Below are 18,209 nucleotides of genomic sequence, written 5' to 3' on the forward strand. Positions count from 1 at the left end.
ACACGATGGCACTGACACCCGAAACGCTCCCACGACACGAACTCAACGGCCTACCGGTCCGGGTCGTCGATAGCGACGACGCCGGCCGCGTGGGTATCGAGGGACGAGTTGTCCTCGAGACGACGAAGACCCTTTCTATAGAGATTCGCGAGAACGGGACGTCCCGGGTGCTCACCGTGCCGAAATCGGGCTCGGTATTCGAATTCGCGATCACAGATGAAGCCGCCGGAGACGAGAAGTCTCCGGGGACTGCGTCCAAACTGGCCGATACACAACCTGCCGATTCTCCGGCAGACTGCGCCGAGGGTGACAGCGTCGGCGATCGTGCCAGCGGGCACGCTGCTGGCGAGGACGTAGCCTACGTTACGGTCGATGGATCGCGACTGCTCTCACGACCCGCCCGACGCACCGAAACGAAAGGTGACTCACCATGGCAATAGGACTAGATGTTGAAACGCCTCCGGAACCCGAAAACCCGGAGGAGTACGACTACGAGAAGTGTCCGTTCTACGGCGACCTGCCGGTCCGAGGTCAGATCCTCGTCGGCACCGTCGTCTCGACGGACATGGACAAGACCGTAGTCGTCGAGCGAGAGTACGACGTGACGGTTCCGAAGTACGACCGTCAAATGAAACGTCGCTCGCGCATTCCGGCACACGTGCCGGGCGTGCTCGAGTCGCTCTCGGTCGGCGATACGGTCAAGATCGCAGAGACCCGACCACTGTCGAAGACGAAATCGCACGTGGTCGTCGAAGTAACCCAGGAAGCGACCGCCGTCGACGTCGCCGAACTGACGCTGGAAGAGGAACACGATCCTCAGCTGTCGGCCGAAGACTTGGCCGGCGGTTCCGGCGACGAGGACGAAGCCAACGAAGGTGATGCCTGATGGAGGCGATGAAAGCCGACGTCACGCAGGGCCTGAAGAAGGGCTCGCTCGTGACCTGCGCCGACAACTCTGGCGCACGCGAGTTGAAGATCATCAGCGTCGCGGGCTACCACGGCACCAAGAACCGCCAGCCGAAGGCGGGTCTCGGTGACAAAGTCACGGTCTCCGTGACGAAGGGGACGCCCGAGATGCGACGCCAGGTCCTCGAGGCCGTCGTCGTTCGCCAGCGGAAGTCGATCCGCCGGCCGGACGGGACGCGTCTGAAGTTCGAGGACAACGCCGCCGTCATCGTCGACGAGAACGAGGAGCCGCGAGGCACCGAGATCAAGGGGCCCATCGCCCGCGAGGTCGCGGAGCGCTTCGGCGCAATCGCCAGCACGGCGACGATGATCGTATAGGATAGACTATGAGTAAACAACCACGCAAACAACGAACCCAGACTGAGCAGGCGCCGCTTCACCAGAAGCACAAGCAGGTTCACGCCACGCTCTCCGACGATCTCCGCGAGGAGTACGACGTGCGTCGCACCCGCGTCAACGCGGGCGACCGCGTCGAGGTCATGCGCGGCGACTTCGCCGGCGACGAAGGCGAGGTCCTGCGCGTCGACCTCGACGAGGCCGTGATCCACGTCGAGGACGTGACGGTCGAGACGGCAGACGGCGAGGAAGTCGCCCGACCGCTCGACGCGTCGAACGTCCGAATCGTGGAGCTCGACCTATCGGACGAGCGCCGCGAGACGCGCCTGGAAGGTGATAGCGAATGAGCAACCATCAGAAACGACTCTCGGTACCGAAATCGTGGCCGGTCGAGCGCAAGACCGACGTCTTTACCGTCAAAGCGCGTGCTGGCCCCCACGGCGAAGCCGGCGTTCCGCTGGTCATCATCCTTCGGGACGTCCTCGGCTACGTCGACTCGAAGAAGGAGGCCCGCTACGCCCTCTCTCAGGACGCGATCCTGGTCAACGGCGAGCCGATCAACGACGAGAAGCGTCCCATCGGGATGTTCGACATCGTCGGCTTCCCCGGACGCGAGGAGTACTACCGCGTCTTCCCCGACGAGGGCGGCCGCCTCTCGCTGACCGAAATCGACGCCGATGCCGCAGACAGCCGTCTCGGTAAGGTCGTCGGCAAACAGCAGGTCAAAGGCGGCGAGACCCAGCTCTCGCTCCACGACGGCACGAACGTCGTCGTCGCGGACGAGTACAGCACGAACGACTCGGTCGTCGTCGACAACGAGGACAAGTCAGTCGTCGCGCACTTCCCCTACGAGGAGGGTGCGCTGGTCACCGCCGTCAGCGGCAACCACGGCGGGAAGATCGGCGAACTCGTCGACATCGACGTGACCCTCGGCAGCGGCTCGAACATCGTCACGGTCGAAACCGACGACGGCGAGTTCGAGACCGTCGAGGAGTACGTGTTCGTCATCGACGAGAACTTCGTCGGCGACGACTCGTCGGAGACGGCGAGCGGAGGTGACGACGAATGAGCGAAAGTGAAGCCGGTGAGGCCGACTTCCACGAGATGCGCGAACCCCGCGTCGAGAAAGTCGTCGTCCACATGGGCGTCGGCCGCGGCGGCCGCGACCTCGGACGCGCCGAGGACATCATCGAGGAGATCACCGGCCAACAGAGCGTCCGCACGCAGGCGAAGGCGACCGAACCCGAGTTCGGCATCCGCCAGGGCGACCCGATCGGCACGAAGGTCACCCTCCGCGGTGACGACGCCGAGGACTTCCTCGAGACGGCGCTGCCGCTCGCGGACCTCTCGGCGTCGCAGTTCGACCAGACCGGGAACTTCAGCTTCGGCGTCGCCGAACACACCGAGTTCCCGAGCCAGGAGTACGACCCGAACGTCGGGATTTACGGCCTGGACGTGACGGTCAACCTGGTCCGACCGGGCTATCGCGTCACGAAGCGAGCCAAAGCGACCCAGGCGATCCCGTCGCGACACCGGCTGACACCCGAGGACGCCATCGCGTACCTCGAGTCGAGTTACGACGTGGACGTGGAGGTGCCAGACGATGAGTGAGAGCGAAACCGAGACTGAGAACGAACAGACGGGCGAGCACGCCGCCAAGCGCACGGGGCAGGAAGCGGCCTGCCAGCGCTGTGGTCGCAAGCAGGGGCTGGTCGGCAAGTACGACATCAACCTGTGCCGGCAGTGCTTCCGCGAGATCGCCCGCGACATGGGATTCAAGAAGTACAAATGACCGGGAACGATCCACTCAGTAACGCGCTGTCGGGCATCGACAATGCCGAGAGCGTCGGACACCTGAGCCACGAGGTAGAACCCGCCTCCAACGTCATCGGCAGCGTCCTCGAGGTCTTCTACGACCGCGGGTACATCGACGGCTTCGAGTTCGTCGACGACGGCAAAGCCGGGACGTTCGAGGTCGAACTGAAAGGAGCGATCAACAAATGCGGCCCCGTCAAGCCCCGATATTCCGTCAAGGCCGACGAATTCGAGAAGTGGGAGAAGCGATTCCTCCCGGCTCGAGACTTCGGCGCGCTCGTCGTGACGACGAGTGAAGGAATCATGAGCCACTACGAGGCTCGAGAGCAGGGCATCGGTGGCCAGGTGATCGCGTACGTCTACTAACAATGCGAACCGAACTGGACATCCCAGACGACGTAACCGCCGAGGTCGATCACCTCGACGTGACGATCGAGGGCCCGGAAGGCAGCGTTACCCGCCGCCTCTGGTACCCGGACGTCACCGTCGACGTCGACGACGACCGCGTGGTCATCGAGAGCGAGACGGAGAACGCGAAAACGAACGCGACCGTCGGTACCTTCGAGAGCCACATCCGAAACGCCTTCCACGGCGTGACCGAGGGATGGGAGTACGAGATGGAAGTCTTCTACTCTCACTTCCCGATGCAGGTCCGCGTCGAAGGCGAGGAGGTCGTCATCGAGAACTTCCTCGGCGAGAAAGCACCGCGACGAACGACCATCCACGGCGACACCGAGGTGAACGTCGACGGCGAAGCGCTGACGCTCTCCGGCCCGAACAAGGAGCACGTCGGTCAGACCGCCGCCGACATCGAACAGCTGACCAAGGTGAAAGGCAAGGACACCCGCGTCTTCCAGGACGGGGTCTACATCACCCAGAAGCCACAGAAAGGAGGTGCCTGATAGATGGCTGACGACGACCAACCACAGGAACTCGAAGACATCAGCGGCGTCGGTGAGAGCAAGGCCGACGCACTCCGCGAGGCCGGGTTCGAGTCCATCGAGGACGTCAAAGAGGCCGACCAGGACGAACTGGCCGAGGCCGAGGGCATCGGTAACGCGCTCGCTGCGCGTATCAAAGCCGACGTCGGCGACCTCGAGGTCACGGAAGAGACCGAGGCCGAGATCGAAGACGAGGCCGCCGAGGAAGAAGAAGAGACCGAAGACGTCGAAACCGAACTGCAGCCCCGCGGGCTGACCGAGAAGACGCCCGACCTCGACGACGAGGAGGCGCGCTTGCTCGGACGGCGCCACGCCGAGGGCAAGCCGCAGTTCAAGCGACAGGACTACCACAAGAAAAAGCGCACGCCGGAATCCTGGCGTCGCCCCCGTGGTGGCCTCTCCAAGCAGCGTCGCGGTATCAAAGGCAAGGGCCCGAAGGTCCAGGCCGGCTACCGCACGCCCGAGGCTATTCGCGGCAAACACCCGAGTGGCTTCGAGGAAGTCTACGTCGAGAACACGGACGACCTCGAGGGTGTCGACGGCGACACCCAGGCCGTTCGTATCGCCAGCTCCGTCGGCGCTCGCAAGCGCGAGCGAATCGAGGAGCAGGCCGAGGACGCGGAAATCCGCGTTCTGAACCCGACCTACGTCGAAGTCGAGGTGGACGAATGACTGACCTGAGTTCACAGAAGCGACTCGCAGCGGACGTCCTCGACGTCGGGCAGAACCGTGTCTGGTTCGACCCCGAGGCCCAGGGCGACATCGCGTCGGCGATCACGCGTGAGGAGATTCGCGAACTGATCGACGACGGAACGATCCGGGCGAAAGACGCCCGCGGGAACTCCCGTGGTCGTGCCCGTAAACGCAACGAGAAGCGCTCCTACGGCCACAAGAAGGGGCCTGGCAAGCGCCGCGGCAAGAAGGGCGCCCGCCAGAACCAGAAAGAGGAGTGGACGAACAAGATTCGCGCACAGCGCCGGAAGCTTCGCGAACTCCGCGACCAGGGCGAAATCACGCCCACGCAGTACCGCCGGCTCTATCGGAAGGCAGCCGGCGGGGAGTTCCGCAGCGTCCGGTACCTGTTGAACTACATCGACAACGAATACGGTGACCAATAATGGCGACAGGACCACGATACAAGGTACCGATGCGGCGTCGCCGTGAGGTCCGGACAGACTACCATCAGAGGTTGCGCCTGCTGAAATCGGGGAAACCCCGCCTCGTTGCTCGCGTGAGCAACAAGCACGCCACGGCGCAGCTGATCACCCCCGGCCCTGACGGTGACGACACGCTCGCCAGTGCTCACTCGAGCGACCTCGAGGAGTACGGCTGGGACGCGCCGACGAGTAACCTCTCGGCTGCGTACCTGACCGGCCTGCTGGCCGGGAAGCGAGCGGTAGACGCCGGCGTCGACGAGGCCGTCCTCGATATCGGCCTCAACAAGGCGACGCCCGGAAACAAAGTGTTCGCGATCCAGGAGGGCGCGATCGACGCGGGGCTCGAGATTCCCCACAACGACAGCGTCCTCGCCGACTGGTCGCGTACTCGCGGTGAGCACATCGCCGAGTACGCCGAACAGCTCGACGAGCCGCTTTACAGCGGCGACTTCGACGCGACGGACCTTCCCGAACACTTCGACGACGTACGAGAGGCGATCTTAGAATGAGTGCAAACGACTACGACGACGGGTGGCAGCCCGTAACCCGACTCGGGAAGCTCGTTCAGGAGGGCGAAATCGACACGATGGAGGACGCCCTCAACTCTGGACTTCCCCTCAAAGAGCCCGAACTCGTCGACCAGCTCCTCCCCGGACTGGACGACGAGGTGCTGGACATCAACATGGTCCAGCGGATGACCGACTCCGGCCGCCGGGTGAAGTTCCGGTGTGTCGTCGCCGTCGGCAACCGCGACGGCTTCGTCGGCTACGCCGAGGGTCGCGAGGACCAGGTCGGCGCCGCCATCCAGAAGGCGATCGGTATCGCGAAGCTGAACCTCATCCAGGTGCCCCGCGGCTCCGGGTCGTGGGAGGACCGTTCGGACCGGCCTCACTCGCTGACCCGACGGACGACCGGCAAGGCCGGCTCCGTCGAGGTCGAACTCATCCCGGCCCCCGAGGGGCTGGGCCTGGCCGCGAGCGACACCGTGCGCGCGGTGCTCGAACTCGCCGGCATCGAAAACGCCTGGACGAAGAGCCACGGCAACACCCGAACGACGGTGAACCTGGCGAAAGCGACCTACAACGCACTCGAGAACGCCTCGCAGTCGCGCATCCCACGAGAGGTGGCCGAACGATGACGGCGAAAGCAATCGTCCAGATTCGCGGCGAGGTCAACCGCCAGCAGGCTGTCGACGACACGCTGTCGATGCTGAACCTGCACAAGGTCAACCACCTCACCATCGTCCCCGACTCCGACACCTACCGCGGGATGATCACCAAAGTCCACGACTTCGTGGCCTACGGCGAACCCGACGCCGAGGTGCTCGAGACGGTGCTCGCGAAGCGAGCGGAACCGCTTGAGGGCCGCCAGTGCGACGTCGACGAGGACTGGATCGCCGAGCACACCGAGTTCGACGACTTCGCCGCCCTCGCCGAGGCGCTCCTCGCAGAGGAGACGACGCTTCGCGAGCAGGGGCTGTCGCCGACGCTGCGACTGCACCCGCCACGCGGTGGCCACGAGGGCGTCAAACACCCAACCGGAAACGGCGGGCAACTCGGAAAGCATACAACCGAGGAGATTAACGCCCTGCTAACGGCGATGCGATAACCATGACGAGCAAGAAACGACGTCAGCGCGGCTCGCGAACCCACGGCGGCGGTACGCACAAGAACCGCCGCGGGGCCGGCCACCGAGGTGGCCGCGGCAAAGCCGGGCGTGACAAACACGAGTTCCACAACTACGAATCGAGAGAGAAACACGGCTTCAAGCGACCGCAGGGCGCCCAGCCCACCGTCGCCGAGATCGACGTCCAGAAACTCGACGAGGACGCGATCCTCTACGTCGCCGACGATCAGGCTGAAGAGACCGGCGACGGCTACGCCATCGACGCCCGCGACGTCGTCGAGGACGGCTACGAGGCCGACGTCGTCAAGGTCCTCGGCAGCGGCCAGGTCCGGAACGCACTCGAGATCACTGCGGACGGCTTCACCGAGACGGCCCGCGAGAAACTCGAGGACGCCGGTGGTGAAGCGATCGTCTCCGAGCGTGCACAGCAGGCTGCGGAGGCGGACGCTGACGACGCAGACGACGCTGACGAAGCCGACGAGGCGACCGAGGACTAACCATGGGATGGAAGGAAGCCGCCGAACCGGTCTTGACGCGGATGCCCACCGTCCGCCGCCCGGAGGGGCACGTCCCCTTCAAGCGAAAGCTGGGGTGGACGGCGGGAATCCTCGTGCTGTACTTCTTCCTGACGAACATCGCGGTTTTGGGGATCAGTACCCAGGGTGGTGAGGACCTGTTCGGCCAGTTCCGGGCGATCCTCGCCGGTGCACACGGCTCGCTCCTGCAGGTCGGTATCGGCCCGATCGTCACCGCCAGCATCGTGTTGCAGTTGCTCGGTGGGGCGAATCTGCTCGGGCTCGACACCGACGACCCGCGCGATCAGGTCCTCTACCAGGGCCTGCAGAAGCTGCTCGTCGTCGTGATGACGGCGCTGACGGCCCTGCCGATGGTGTTCGCCGGCAGCTTCCTTCCGGCAGCGAACGTCATCCAGCTCGGCGGCCTCACGCTCACCGGGGCGGAGGTGCAGACGCTGATGTTCATACAGATCTTCATCGGCGGGATCCTCATCCTCTACATGGACGAGGTCGTCAGCAAGTGGGGCGTCGGCAGCGGTGTCGGCCTGTTCATCATCGCCGGGGTCAGCCAGCGACTCGTCTCGGGATTCCTCTCGCTTTCCGACGAGGGATTCTTCTACAGCTGGTACCAGATCCTGTTCACCGACGAGATTGCGGTCAACTCCTGGCTCAGTAGCGAGGGCTTCAATACGCTGTTCATCGCCGACAACGGCGGACAACTGCTGGCGCTCGCGACGACGCTGTTGATCTTCGGGATCGTCGTCTACGCGGAATCCGTCCGCGTCGAGATTCCGCTGAGCCACGCCCGCGTAAAGGGTGCTCGCGGACGCTTCCCCGTGAAGCTCATCTACGCGAGCGTCCTGCCGATGATCCTCGTTCGCGCCGTGCAGGCGAACATCCAGTTCCTCGGCCAGATCATCCATAGTCAGTGGTCGATGCCCGGATGGCTCGGCGTCTACACCAACGGACAGCCGGTCGGCGGGTTCTTCTACTACTTCGCGCCGATCTACTCGCCGAACGACTGGATGTGGTGGACGGGACAGACCCCCGCACCGATCGACCCCTGGCAGATCATGGTGCGGATCGGCATCGACCTGACGTTCATGGTCGTTGGCGGTGCCATCTTCGCCATCTTCTGGGTCGAGACGACGGACATGGGGCCGAAGGCGACGGCTCGACAGATCCAGAACTCCGGGATGCAGATCCCTGGCTTCCGCCAGAACGCGGGCGTCGTCGAGAAGGTCATGGAGCGGTACATTCCGCAGGTGACCGTCATCGGCGGCGCGCTCGTCGGGTTGCTCGCCGTCTGGGCGAACATGCTCGGTACCATCGGTGCCGTCTCCGGAACCGGCCTGCTGCTCGCGGTCTCGATCACGTACAAACTGTACGAGGAGATCGCCGAGGAGCAGTTGATGGAGATGCATCCGATGATGCGCCAGATGTTCGGCGGCGAGTAGCCGCGCCTTTCACTTTTCCTGCCGTACTCATCGTTCTCGAGCGACGCATCTATCGGGGCCGCGGCGCCCGACGGGCTTTTTCGAGTCTCGAGCGAACCGTCCGAAGCACAACTGCAGGATATATATGGGCGAAGGGACAAGCCTCTGCTAAGAGCTGGTTCGATGTCAGAGATATACCTGATAAGCACACTCCTGATGGGATTAATCGTGCTCGGCGCGGCGGCGATCATCACCCGAATGGGTCAGCGGGCGACGCCGAGCGGGCAGGCGGGAACGCGCAGCGGGTACGCCGAGTGGTCACCGCGAACGGCTACCGAAGACAGCCGTCTCGTCGGCCTCGCGAAGACGCCCGCGGTCTGGGCGCTCGGCTTCGTCGGCACCGCCGTTGCCCTCCTGGCCGGCGCCGTGCTGGTCGTCAGTGAAGGTGAGTACGTCGACTCGGCGCTGGTCGAACCGATCGTCTTCGCCGTCGGCGGCGCCGCCCTGATCGGCTACGTCTTCTTCGGTGCGTACTTCGCCGCTCGAGATCGGTTCGGAAACACGGCCATGGGCGTTGCCTTCGCGACGCTCACCCTGGGCGTCCTGGGATTGCTCGCGGTTGCGGTCCTCCTCCTGATGGGATAGGCCTGACGTCTTTTCAGTACTTCAGTACGTTTTCTCGACTGGCCGGATTGATCGCTCGAGCGAGTGGGGACGCTTCTATCGTTCTCGAGTGTTATCCATGCCAGCGCAGTCTGCTGGGGGCACGTCCGTACGATGACTGCCTCGTGGATGTGGGTTCATCGGAGACGTCTGTACGTCGGTTGTGGACTCAGACGATCGCTCGAGTCCACGACCCGAGAGCGATACGTCTGTGACGTCGGCACCCGGTGTGGCTCGCCGTGACGACATCTCAGTCGGTGACTCGAGTGTCGTGACGTCACGACGTTCGCGAGACTGAGAGCGGGAGAAATGAGATACGAGAAAGAGCGGCACAGGCGAGAAAACGGAAGAGACCGTGCGAACCGCCGCGGCCTTCGACCGCTACTGGATCGAGAAGCCGGCGGCGACCGCCAGCAGGAAGACCATGAAGACGGCGCTGAGCATCACGTAGGTGATCGAGCGGGGTTCGTCTACGAGATGCTGAAACCAGCCAGCGATGAGCAGGGACTTGATGAGGGCGAGGAAGAGCGTCGCCCCCACGGCGAACTCGTAGGTGAAGGGGAGTTCGAAGAACACGAACTTTGCCGTCCCTAACGACAGCAACAGGACGTAGATGAGGGTGTAGGTTCGTACACTCGACATTGGTGAGACTTCGGAGAGACGCACACTTATACCTTCCTCATGCGGCTTCCACGGGTGACTGTTCGCGTTTGGGACCGGTCGCGTTTCGCGTGCTCAACTGGTTGTGTTGCACGGCCGAGAACGGTCGTGTTGCACGGTCGAAACTGACCGAACTGTACGATCGGCGAAGGTCGCTCTGCATGGTCGACACTGGCCGCCCAGTTTCGTCGACACGGGCCACTCGAGCCGACGATTGCAATATCGGCGACGAGCGTCCGGACTACGGGGCCCGGACCCGACTCGACAACGACACCATCATGCCCGTCCGGGCCCTCGAGTCGACCAATGACTGGGCGATCGGTCGCCGCTCGCCGAATGGGAATCGTCGCGGGGCTGGCCTTGCTCGCCGTCGCGGTCGCAACGGGCGTCGTCTCCGCGAGCAACATCGCCTCCGGATTGACCCAGAGCCGCGGCGACGTGAGCGTGCCGACGTGGCTCTACCTCGCGACCGGCGCGGGCGTCGTCGGCGTCTCCGCGCTGTTGACGATGCTGGTCACCGATCGGGAGTTCCTCGCACACGCCCACGATCAGCACGTGGGCCTCTCGAACCGGACGCTCGCTCGCGCCGCCTCGATCATCGGCGGGACGATCGGCGTGGGCGTCCTCCTCGGAATGGTCGTCGTGGGGATCGTCGGTCCGCAGGGAATCGGCCTGACCAGCGCTACAGTGCTCCTCTCGTTCGTCGTCGTTCGCGCCATCCTGACGACGGTGGCCTACACGGTGGGCGATCCGTGGCCCACCCTCAATCCCTGGCGACGGATCGCGAGCGCCCTCCCGACGCTCGACCGCACGTACCCGTCCTCGCTCGGCTCCTGGCCGGCCGTCGGCGCGCTCCTGGTGTTCGTCTGGCTCGAGGTCGTCGCCCCCGTCATCTCGAGTCCGCGGCTCCTGGCGGTGATCATCCTCGTCTACTCGGTGCTGACGGTGGCCGGCGCGGTCGCGTTCGGGTCGTCGACCTGGTTCGAGCGGGGCGACCCGCTGTCGGTCTGGTTTCGCCTCTACGGGTCGGTCGCTCCGATCCAGCGAACCGACGACGGCCTCTCGCTGCGCTGGCCGGGCGCCCGGTTGAGCGACGACGACGTGGTGACGGACCTCTCGGTAGTCGGGTTCGTGCTCGTGTTAGTCTGGGAACTCACGTTCAGCGGCTTCATCGTCACCCCACCGGGTGTCGCAGCGATCGAAGCGCTGGTTTGGATCGGTCTGCCACCACAGCTGGTCTACCTCCTGTTGCTGGTCGGAGGGTACGCACTCTGCTGGTGGGTCTACTGGGTCGCGGCTGGACTGACCCGCTCGAGAGCGGAGACGTACCTCTCCCGGCGATACCTCGCGATCAGGTACGCGCCGCCGCTGCTGGCGATCGCCGCCGGCTACCACTTCGCCCACTACATCGGCTTCTCCATCTCGCTGTGGCCGGCCCTGCTCGAGGCGCTGAGCGCACCCCTGAACCCGGGGGCGAACCCGACCCAGCTGGCGCTCACGTCCTGGTTCGGCTACGTCGAGATAGCTGGCATCCTGGTCGGGCACGTGCTCGCCGTGTGGATAGCCCACGCGGTCTCGATCGAGCTGTTCCCCGGGAAGCTTCAGGCGATTCGGAGCCAGTATCCGTTCATCGTCGTCATGATCGTCTTCACGATGATCAGCTTGTACCTGGTCTCGTTGCCCACGTTGAGCGCGCCGTTCGTTCCCGCTTAGGTGGGGACTCGAGGTTCGTAGCTGTTTTCGCCCTCGTCCTAACTCGAGCAACCCGACGCGCTTGCTATTGCTTCTACTCTCGTCTCACTCGAGCAGCCCCCTGTTCTGGAGAACCGGCAGACACTTTTTCGACCGCGCCCTACTCGGGAGTAGATGCACGCGGAGCCCGTCACCGAACCCGAATACGACGTGCCCGATGAGGGGCCGGCACTGACCTGTCCCTACTGTTCTCGCCCGCTCCAGACCGAGGAACTCCTCACGTACCACGTGGGTCTGGCTCACGACGACGTCTGCAGCGACGACGAGCACGAGGCGTTCGAGGAGGCCCGCGAGGACGAGGAGTTCGACCTGTTCACCTTCCACGCGAAGGCGGCCGTCTCGGTGTTTCTGGTCTACTTCATGTTCGTGTTCCTCTACGGGCTCGTCTGGTCGGGCTGACGCGATAGGCCTCGAGTTCGCCCCGCTCGAGCCCAGCTCCCGAGCCCATCCGCCAAAACCGGCGCGCGCCGCCCGCACCTATTTTGGGCTCTGCGTCGTGCAGCCGTCCATGGCGGACCACCACGGCTCGACCGATCGGACGGTGGCCATCACCGGCGCCTCCGGACAAGTCGGTCGACAGGCGATCGAGGCCCTGTCGGCGTACGACTGTCGACTCTTCAGCCACAGCGGACACGAGGACATCGACAGCGAGACGCTCGAGATTGCCGACCTCGACGCCTTCTCGAACGCGCTCGAGGGCGCGGACGTGCTGATCCACCTCGCCGCGAACCCCTCCCCCAGGGCCGAGTGGGACGACCTCGAGGGGCCGAATATCGATGGCGCGTACAACGCGTTCGAGGCCGCCCTCGAGAACGACCTCGAGCAAGTGATCTTCGCGAGTTCGAACCACGCCGTCAACGGCGAGAACGTCGTGGACCCGACGAGGGTCGAGACCACCGGAGGCGATCCACGCGTCGTCCGCCCCGACGACCCGCCCAGCCCCGACAGTTACTACGGCGTGACGAAGGTCTTCGGGGAGGCGATGGGGGAGTACTACGCCCGCAGACACGGCCTCGAGGTCGTGAACCTGCGGATCGGCTGGCTCCTCGACGAGGACGAGTTGCGCAAGACCTGCGACGAACGCGACGGCTCCGGCGAGCGCTACGCCCGCGCGATGTGGCTCAGCCCCGCCGACTGCCGGCGCCTGCTCGAGGCAACGGTTTCGGCCTCGCTCTCGACCCACGCGGTCACCGCCCACGGCGTCTCGAACAACGCCGATCGCTTCCTGTCGCTGGCTGAGACGATGCACGAACTCGAGTATCGGCCCCGCGACGACTCGAGCGTCGTGCTCGACGAGTAATCGCGCAGACGGTCGATACCGAAAATCGGTTAGATCGCTGGACCGAGACGGATCGAACCGTCGAACGGTTCGATCGTCGAAGGCGGCGTTACACTTGTGTCTCGTAGGACTCGAGCATCGTCAGCAGTTCCTGATCCAGGTCGTCGGTGGCGTTCCGAATCCGATTCGTTTCGGTGTCGCGGACGACCATCCCGCACGCTTCCAGTTTCGGGAGGTGGACGTGATGGAGCGCCGTTCGGACGCGTTGTCTGTGCTCGCTGTCTGCTCGATCCGTATTCCGTAGCGCTTCGGCAACCCGGTCCGCAAGCGCGTCCATCTCCATCGCCTCTTCGTCGGCGAGCTCTAACGTTCGAAGAATAACTCGACGCTGTTCGCTGGCAATTGCCAGGAGAACCTCGTCGGGAGGACTTGGTTCGCTGCTCACCGGTGAACTGGTTCTCGTCGCCTCTCCCCCTACCCCCAATCCTTCCGCGCTCGACTTGCTCGACTGGCGATCCATATCCACACATTACCGGGTGAGAAGTGTGAGGATTCGCCATGATGTACGAGGGAACCCGATCTCACGTGTCATCCTCGGAGGGGATGAGCGTGTACGTGACGAGCGCCCCGATCGCTCGGCGGAGTCGTTCCGTGACGGCCTGATCGGAAATCTCGAGTTCGTCGGCGAGTTCCTTGGTCGTACAGCCTCTCGGGATGTCGTAGTACCCCATCTCCACGGCCAGCGTGATCGCTTCTCGCTGGGGACTGGTCAGGCCGTGCCACGGACCGGCGTCCGGTTCTGTCGGATTGTACACGCGAGCCACTTCCAGCGAGATCTGTGCGTCCTCACAGCTGGTCGTGAACTCGCTGAGGGCCGTGTGATCGGGGAATCGCAGTTCGAAGGCCCACGATTCGGGTGTCCCGGTGGCACTCAAGAGCTGGCCCTCGGTTTCTCTGATTCCCCGAAAGAGGTGGTCCTGGTTCGCGTCCCAGTCGAGCGTGAAGAGCGTTCGGTCCTTGAAGACGTCGACCTCCGATGCGTCGTTGACGGTCGGGTGGCGTTTGACGGCGTCGACGAACGAGGTTCTCGTCGAGTTGTGGATCCAGAAGAGGGGAACGGTGGCCTCACCGATCGGCACGAGGTTCTCGAGTTCGATGGACGTAATCCCCTCGATGTGCAGAATCCGCCCGAGTTCGAAGTCGGCGGATGGGATTCGGAATTCTGCGATCACGCTCATGACTCGCTCTCGTCACCATGGTTGGCCATGCCGGTACAAAACTAGGTGGCATGGTACACCATGCTTTACCAAGATTGGAACCAGGCAACCGTTTCCCCGCCTCAAAATTCACTGCTCGAAGCATCATGTCGTGCTCACACTGCCATTACCTGGCACACCGCGTCTCCAAACTGCCATTACCCGAGTCGCTGCGTCGTTCTCGAATCGCCATTGTCGGACTGCTGCGTCGTGGCTTGATACATCACCCACACCGGTTATTCACCGTCCCGACGAACTGGGAGTATGGCTACCGTGCTAGAATTTACGAGTCCAGCAGAGGAGTTTCCGCTGGGAACGATCTTCGAAAACTTGCCGGGGGTCACGGTCGAACTCGAGCGACTCATCCCGCACGAGACCCTGATCATCCCCTACTTCTGGATCCGTGGCGCGGAGGCCGAGGATATTGAAGCCGCCTTCGAGGCTCACGCTGGCATAGTCAGCGTCGACCTCGTCGACAGCGTCGACAGCGAGTTTCTCATGCGGGCGGAGTGGGAGGAGTCGTACTTCGGTATCCTGAGCGCGCTTGCCAAGACCAACGTCGCCGTCCTCTCCGGGATCGGGACGAGAGACGGGTGGCGTTTCGAGGTTCGAGGCGAAAGTCGCGGCGCGATCAGCGAGTTCCGAACCAGTTGCCAGGAACACGACATCTCCATCGAAATCACTGCCGTGCACGCGCTACTCCCGATACAGGGCGACGGGTACGAGTTGACTGACCCACAGCGAGAGGCACTGGTGCTGGCGTACGAGCGGGGTTACTTCGATTCGCCGCGCGAGGCGTCGCTCGAGGACGTTGCCGACGAACTCGGCATCACCCAGCAGTCGCTTTCGTCCCGACTCAGACGCGGCCATCGCCGTCTCATCGGCGCAACGCTCGCTAATCCGTAGACATGGGCGGAATGCTCGGTAGACCGGTATTAGTATCTTCTGTATAATCAGTGCCGCTCTTCACCCGACTCAGGCCGCTAGGGTGACGTAGTATGATTGATACACAGGCCGGTGTCGAGTTGGCGTCGATGGCGTTTCATCCGGAGTCGGAAACGTACAGAGCCGAGTACGACCAGACTTCAGTCTCTGCGAGCATGGCCGTCGTGGCGGTGCTCTCGGAGGTGATGGATGTCGATCCAGTCGAACTGGAACCGCTTCACGCGTCCGTTAACACTGGTGCGCTCGACAATCTCGCCCGCGTTCGAGACGGAACGGGGGAGGGGGTTTCGATCACGTTTCGGGTAGCGACGTACGCGATAACCGTCTCCAACGACGGTACGGTCGCGCTCACTTTGCGAGAGCGGACGGGAACGGACGGCGTGGCCGAGGGAGTGTCTCCCGTATGACCTCCGAAGAAGCCTCACTCGCGACTCGAGCGGAACTCAATACCGAATTGCAGTCGCTCCTTCGTCGAGCGTCCGGTAACGGTGTCGACGTCGAAGGTGGGTGGGAGTGTCGGAACGGTCCCGAGCATCCAGACTGGGACGTGATCGTCACGGAAGTGCGAAAGAACGGCGAGTCGGAGTGAACGAGTGCGTCGGCGAACGCGATTTCTGCGGACGATGATCTTTTCGCCGAACGATGTTCAGCCCCGGTAGCAACGAAGGGAGTGCAGGCGTCCGATCTCGGCTCGATTACGTTTCGCGCTGGACTCGATGGACGAACTCCTCGAGTTCGTCTTCGATGAGCGTCGAAACGCGTTCTCCGTATCGCCAGAGTGCCGCGTTGAGTCGCTCTTCGATCTCGTCGTCGATATCGTCTCCATCTCGGAGGACGGAATCTTCGGTTATCTGTGGGTGATAGACACAGACGACACCGAGCGGGACGTCAGAGCCCATGTCACCGGCGGTGTGAATCCCGTACTGATCGGTTCCCCAGACGCCGTCTCCACCCTGTCGCTCGAGTGCCGAGTCGAGCGCATCGAGGAGCTGTACGTCCTCGGCCGTGAGAATCGGGTCGTCACCTTCGAACAGTTCGCTGTACGCCTCCGTTCGGGCACGGTTCGTCCATTGCTCCAGGTGAGACCGTGCGCGTACGATCAGTTGCCGTTCGTCCGGACGCTCAATCATGGCCTAGTGACGACTGCCAGGTCAATCAACGTTTGCGTCGACGGTCTGTGAGTTCGCTGGCGACGGTGGCGTGACAGCCATTCATGGGGCGTCCATTAACGTGCCGTCCACAGCGTTATCACGATCACGACTGTATGTCACTATATGGCAGACACGAAACGGAGTCGAGAGAAGCAGGCTCGGGACGAGGAGAACCGACAGCGAGAACGGGAACTCTCGGAAGCGCGCGACCGTGGCGACGAGGCCGAACCACCGGATGAGTGGGACGAAACCGACGAGGAAGGCCCGACGGGCGACGATTACGACTCGCCTCGAGAGTGCCACCGCCGCGACTGTACCGAACCGGCGACGTTCGTCGTCGTCGAACGCTATCAGGAAGAGACCGGACACGGTGCCGTCGAGGCGAAGGCGTTCCTGTGTCGCGCCCACACCGACGAAGAGAGTCCCGCTAATCTCGACGGTGCGTACGACGACTACCTGTTTCGCGTCGAGATGCTTTCGGAGGCAGGAACAGAGACAGACACCGCGACGACGGAGTGATTGGCGCCTCGATTTGCATTTGCAGTCGAACGCTCGAAGCCCGTTGCCCGATCGCTCGAGGCCGTTCCCCGGCCGCTCGAGGCTGCCTCCAACCGCTCGAGACCGCTCTCCCAACCACTCGGCGAGTCCGATGGCCTACCGGTACGATAGCTCGAGATCGAGCGCCCGCTCGAGCACCCCCTCGTCGTACAGGTCGTCCGTCTGTTCGGGACGGGTACGGTGGATCGCTCGAACCGTCTCGACGGTGTTCCGGAAGTTCTTGAACGTCGCCTCGTCGACCATCTGGCCGTCGATCGTCACCGCACCCGTTCCCTCGACCTTCGCGGCGTTGAACCGCTCGATCTTGTCCACGTCGCGCTCGAGTTCTGCCGGCGTGGGCGTGTGGATCCGGTTGGCCTGGATCGTCTGTTTGGGGTACAGCGACCAGGAGCCGTCGAGACCGATCCGCGCCTCACGCTCGACCTGGTCGGCGTAGCCGTCGGCGTTGTAGACGGTTACGCCCGCGCGTTCGGCGAAGAGGTCGTCGAACGGGCCGCCGATCGCCAGCAGGTCGTTCGCGCTCGCCTCGTTCGAGAGCGCCTCGAGCAAGCCGTCCCAGCGCGGGCGGCCGTCGCCGAGGTCGCGTCCGCCGAGTTCGGCGGTGTAGTCGACGGGGCCGAAGACGAGGGAGGTGAGGCGCTCGCCGCCGGTATCGGTCCCCAGCCGAGCGATTTCGCGCAGATCCGACCGGGCGCGTGCCGTTTCGACGATGATCGAGAGCCCAATCGATCCCTCGGGGTGGCCGTGATCGGCTTCCGCTCTGGCCACCGCCTCGAGGGCGCGCTCGACGTCTCCCTGTCGGCCGACCTTGGGGACCACGACGCCGTCGATTTCCTCGCCTACGTCGCGGACGAGCGTGTCTATTTCCTCGCGGCCCCTGGCACGCAACGTTTCGTCGTCGTAGCTCCACTGGACGCGCGGCCAGATCTCCCCGGGAAATTCGAAGTCGGGGAGCAACTCGCAGACGTTCTCGAGCCCCTCGGCTTTCATGTCCGGGGCAGTGCCGTCCTCGAGGTCGGGGACGAGCCAGTCGGGGGCCTGGAAGCCCTCGGCGGTGAGGCCGGATCTGAGGTACTTCGCCGTGTCGTCTTTCGGGACGGCGGCCGGTGCGGTCTGGAAGGTGCGGCAGGTTCGGTCGGTCATGTGGTATGTA

Annotated in this window: 29 protein-coding genes; 24 read left to right on the plus strand and 5 right to left on the minus strand. The window is 63.9% G+C overall.

The genetic code is table 11. The features are described 5' to 3' along the window. Positions 1–5: 5 nt before the first annotated feature. From ACFQS4_RS07975 to ACFQS4_RS08055, 17 genes are all read left to right on the plus strand, one after another. Entirely contained in the window at positions 6–440 is a 435-nt protein-coding gene (locus tag ACFQS4_RS07975) for a ribonuclease P protein component 1 (protein ID WP_497903093.1), read from the plus strand. Further along, positions 431–886 carry a 30S ribosomal protein S17 gene (locus tag ACFQS4_RS07980; RefSeq protein ID WP_497903094.1) on the plus strand — a complete coding sequence of 152 codons (456 nt, stop codon included), beginning with the start codon at positions 431–433 and terminating at the stop codon, positions 884–886. Before ACFQS4_RS07975 ends, ACFQS4_RS07980 begins: the two co-directional genes overlap by 10 nt. Beyond that, a complete protein-coding gene (locus tag ACFQS4_RS07985) occupies positions 886–1,284 on the plus strand; it encodes a 50S ribosomal protein L14 (RefSeq protein WP_253433997.1) in 399 nt (132 codons plus the stop codon). Before ACFQS4_RS07980 ends, ACFQS4_RS07985 begins: the two co-directional genes overlap by 1 nt. A gap of 8 nt (positions 1,285–1,292) precedes the next feature. Then, positions 1,293–1,649 (plus strand): 50S ribosomal protein L24, encoded by a 357-nt coding sequence (gene rplX / locus ACFQS4_RS07990; protein ID WP_497903095.1) that lies wholly within the window; start codon positions 1,293–1,295, stop codon positions 1,647–1,649. Continuing rightward, entirely contained in the window at positions 1,646–2,371 is a 726-nt protein-coding gene (locus tag ACFQS4_RS07995; protein ID WP_497903096.1) for a 30S ribosomal protein S4e, read from the plus strand. The genes rplX and ACFQS4_RS07995 overlap by 4 nt, the downstream gene beginning before the upstream one ends. Continuing rightward, a complete protein-coding gene (locus tag ACFQS4_RS08000) occupies positions 2,368–2,913 on the plus strand; it encodes a 50S ribosomal protein L5 (RefSeq protein ID WP_254160195.1) in 546 nt (181 codons plus the stop codon). The genes ACFQS4_RS07995 and ACFQS4_RS08000 overlap by 4 nt, the downstream gene beginning before the upstream one ends. Next, positions 2,906–3,094, plus strand: coding sequence for a 30S ribosomal protein S14 (locus ACFQS4_RS08005; RefSeq protein WP_253434008.1), 189 nt, complete (start codon positions 2,906–2,908; stop codon positions 3,092–3,094). The genes ACFQS4_RS08000 and ACFQS4_RS08005 overlap by 8 nt, the downstream gene beginning before the upstream one ends. Continuing rightward, positions 3,091–3,483, plus strand: coding sequence for a 30S ribosomal protein S8 (locus ACFQS4_RS08010; RefSeq protein ID WP_254160199.1), 393 nt, complete (start codon positions 3,091–3,093; stop codon positions 3,481–3,483). The genes ACFQS4_RS08005 and ACFQS4_RS08010 overlap by 4 nt, the downstream gene beginning before the upstream one ends. Before the next feature lie 2 nt (positions 3,484–3,485). Continuing rightward, a complete protein-coding gene (locus tag ACFQS4_RS08015; protein ID WP_254160201.1) occupies positions 3,486–4,019 on the plus strand; it encodes a 50S ribosomal protein L6 in 534 nt (177 codons plus the stop codon). Between the two features lie 3 nt (positions 4,020–4,022). Further along, complete coding sequence (locus ACFQS4_RS08020; RefSeq protein ID WP_497903097.1) at positions 4,023–4,730, plus strand: 50S ribosomal protein L32e; 708 nt, start codon at positions 4,023–4,025, stop codon at positions 4,728–4,730. Beyond that, a complete protein-coding gene (locus ACFQS4_RS08025) occupies positions 4,727–5,176 on the plus strand; it encodes a 50S ribosomal protein L19e (RefSeq protein ID WP_497903098.1) in 450 nt (149 codons plus the stop codon). The genes ACFQS4_RS08020 and ACFQS4_RS08025 overlap by 4 nt, the downstream gene beginning before the upstream one ends. Further along, the gene (locus tag ACFQS4_RS08030) at positions 5,176–5,724 is read left to right on the plus strand and encodes a 50S ribosomal protein L18 (protein ID WP_497903099.1); all 549 of its coding nucleotides are present in this window, start codon (positions 5,176–5,178) and stop codon (positions 5,722–5,724) included. The genes ACFQS4_RS08025 and ACFQS4_RS08030 overlap by 1 nt, the downstream gene beginning before the upstream one ends. Then, positions 5,721–6,353, plus strand: coding sequence for a 30S ribosomal protein S5 (locus tag ACFQS4_RS08035; RefSeq protein WP_497903100.1), 633 nt, complete (start codon positions 5,721–5,723; stop codon positions 6,351–6,353). The genes ACFQS4_RS08030 and ACFQS4_RS08035 overlap by 4 nt, the downstream gene beginning before the upstream one ends. Next, positions 6,350–6,823, plus strand: coding sequence for a 50S ribosomal protein L30 (locus tag ACFQS4_RS08040; protein WP_497903101.1), 474 nt, complete (start codon positions 6,350–6,352; stop codon positions 6,821–6,823). The genes ACFQS4_RS08035 and ACFQS4_RS08040 overlap by 4 nt, the downstream gene beginning before the upstream one ends. Positions 6,824–6,825: 2 nt before the next feature. Next, positions 6,826–7,338 (plus strand): uL15m family ribosomal protein, encoded by a 513-nt coding sequence (locus tag ACFQS4_RS08045; protein WP_497903102.1) that lies wholly within the window; start codon positions 6,826–6,828, stop codon positions 7,336–7,338. A 2-nt stretch (positions 7,339–7,340) separates the two neighbouring features. Beyond that, on the plus strand, positions 7,341–8,813 hold the full coding sequence (gene secY / locus ACFQS4_RS08050; RefSeq protein WP_497903103.1) for a preprotein translocase subunit SecY: 1,473 nt from the start codon (positions 7,341–7,343) through the stop codon (positions 8,811–8,813). A gap of 195 nt (positions 8,814–9,008) precedes the next feature. Beyond that, complete coding sequence (locus ACFQS4_RS08055) at positions 9,009–9,437, plus strand: hypothetical protein (protein ID WP_497903104.1); 429 nt, start codon at positions 9,009–9,011, stop codon at positions 9,435–9,437. A gap of 399 nt (positions 9,438–9,836) precedes the next feature. On the opposite strand, the gene ACFQS4_RS08060 is transcribed toward ACFQS4_RS08055, so the two are convergent. Further along, entirely contained in the window at positions 9,837–10,097 is a 261-nt protein-coding gene (locus ACFQS4_RS08060) for a cytochrome C oxidase subunit IV family protein (protein ID WP_497903105.1), read from the minus strand. Positions 10,098–10,421: 324 nt separating this feature from the next. On the opposite strand from ACFQS4_RS08060, the gene ACFQS4_RS08065 reads away from it, so the two are divergent. From ACFQS4_RS08065 to ACFQS4_RS08075, 3 genes are all read left to right on the plus strand, one after another. Beyond that, entirely contained in the window at positions 10,422–11,828 is a 1,407-nt protein-coding gene (locus tag ACFQS4_RS08065; protein ID WP_497903106.1) for a hypothetical protein, read from the plus strand. A gap of 153 nt (positions 11,829–11,981) precedes the next feature. Continuing rightward, entirely contained in the window at positions 11,982–12,266 is a 285-nt protein-coding gene (locus tag ACFQS4_RS08070) for a DUF7410 domain-containing protein (protein WP_497903107.1), read from the plus strand. 109 nt (positions 12,267–12,375) lie between these two features. After that, entirely contained in the window at positions 12,376–13,167 is a 792-nt protein-coding gene (locus tag ACFQS4_RS08075) for an NAD-dependent epimerase/dehydratase family protein (RefSeq protein WP_497903108.1), read from the plus strand. Positions 13,168–13,255: 88 nt separating this feature from the next. Here ACFQS4_RS08075 and ACFQS4_RS08080 read toward each other — a convergent pair whose 3' ends face one another. Beyond that, positions 13,256–13,591, minus strand: a complete 336-nt coding sequence (locus ACFQS4_RS08080; protein ID WP_497903109.1) for a DUF7344 domain-containing protein — start codon at positions 13,589–13,591, stop codon at positions 13,256–13,258. 136 nt (positions 13,592–13,727) lie between these two features. Further along, positions 13,728–14,384 carry a helix-turn-helix domain-containing protein gene (locus ACFQS4_RS08085; protein WP_497903110.1) on the minus strand — a complete coding sequence of 219 codons (657 nt, stop codon included), beginning with the start codon at positions 14,382–14,384 and terminating at the stop codon, positions 13,728–13,730. Positions 14,385–14,666: 282 nt separating this feature from the next. Between ACFQS4_RS08085 and ACFQS4_RS08090 the strand changes: the two genes are divergently transcribed. The 3 genes from ACFQS4_RS08090 (at position 14,667) to ACFQS4_RS08100 (ending at position 15,936) form a co-directional block, all read left to right on the plus strand. Next, complete coding sequence (locus ACFQS4_RS08090; RefSeq protein WP_497903111.1) at positions 14,667–15,308, plus strand: helix-turn-helix domain-containing protein; 642 nt, start codon at positions 14,667–14,669, stop codon at positions 15,306–15,308. A gap of 92 nt (positions 15,309–15,400) precedes the next feature. Then, the gene (locus ACFQS4_RS08095) at positions 15,401–15,754 is read left to right on the plus strand and encodes a HalOD1 output domain-containing protein (protein WP_497903112.1); all 354 of its coding nucleotides are present in this window, start codon (positions 15,401–15,403) and stop codon (positions 15,752–15,754) included. Then, the gene (locus tag ACFQS4_RS08100) at positions 15,751–15,936 is read left to right on the plus strand and encodes a hypothetical protein (protein ID WP_497903113.1); all 186 of its coding nucleotides are present in this window, start codon (positions 15,751–15,753) and stop codon (positions 15,934–15,936) included. The genes ACFQS4_RS08095 and ACFQS4_RS08100 overlap by 4 nt, the downstream gene beginning before the upstream one ends. A 106-nt stretch (positions 15,937–16,042) precedes the next feature. Here the strand turns inward: ACFQS4_RS08100 and ACFQS4_RS08105 are convergent, their stop codons facing one another. Continuing rightward, positions 16,043–16,477 (minus strand): DUF7539 family protein, encoded by a 435-nt coding sequence (locus ACFQS4_RS08105; protein ID WP_497903114.1) that lies wholly within the window; start codon positions 16,475–16,477, stop codon positions 16,043–16,045. A 144-nt stretch (positions 16,478–16,621) separates the two neighbouring features. On the opposite strand from ACFQS4_RS08105, the gene ACFQS4_RS08110 reads away from it, so the two are divergent. Then, positions 16,622–17,017, plus strand: coding sequence for a hypothetical protein (locus tag ACFQS4_RS08110; RefSeq protein ID WP_497903115.1), 396 nt, complete (start codon positions 16,622–16,624; stop codon positions 17,015–17,017). Between the two features lie 135 nt (positions 17,018–17,152). On the opposite strand, the gene citE is transcribed toward ACFQS4_RS08110, so the two are convergent. Continuing rightward, positions 17,153–18,199, minus strand: a complete 1,047-nt coding sequence (gene citE, locus ACFQS4_RS08115) for an L-malyl-CoA/beta-methylmalyl-CoA lyase (RefSeq protein WP_497903116.1) — start codon at positions 18,197–18,199, stop codon at positions 17,153–17,155. Between the last annotated feature and the right edge of the window lie 10 nt (positions 18,200–18,209).

Origin of the sequence: Saliphagus sp. GCM10025317, assembly GCF_042663665.1 — an archaeon.
In the GTDB taxonomy this organism is placed as follows: domain Archaea; phylum Halobacteriota; class Halobacteria; order Halobacteriales; family Natrialbaceae; genus Natronosalvus.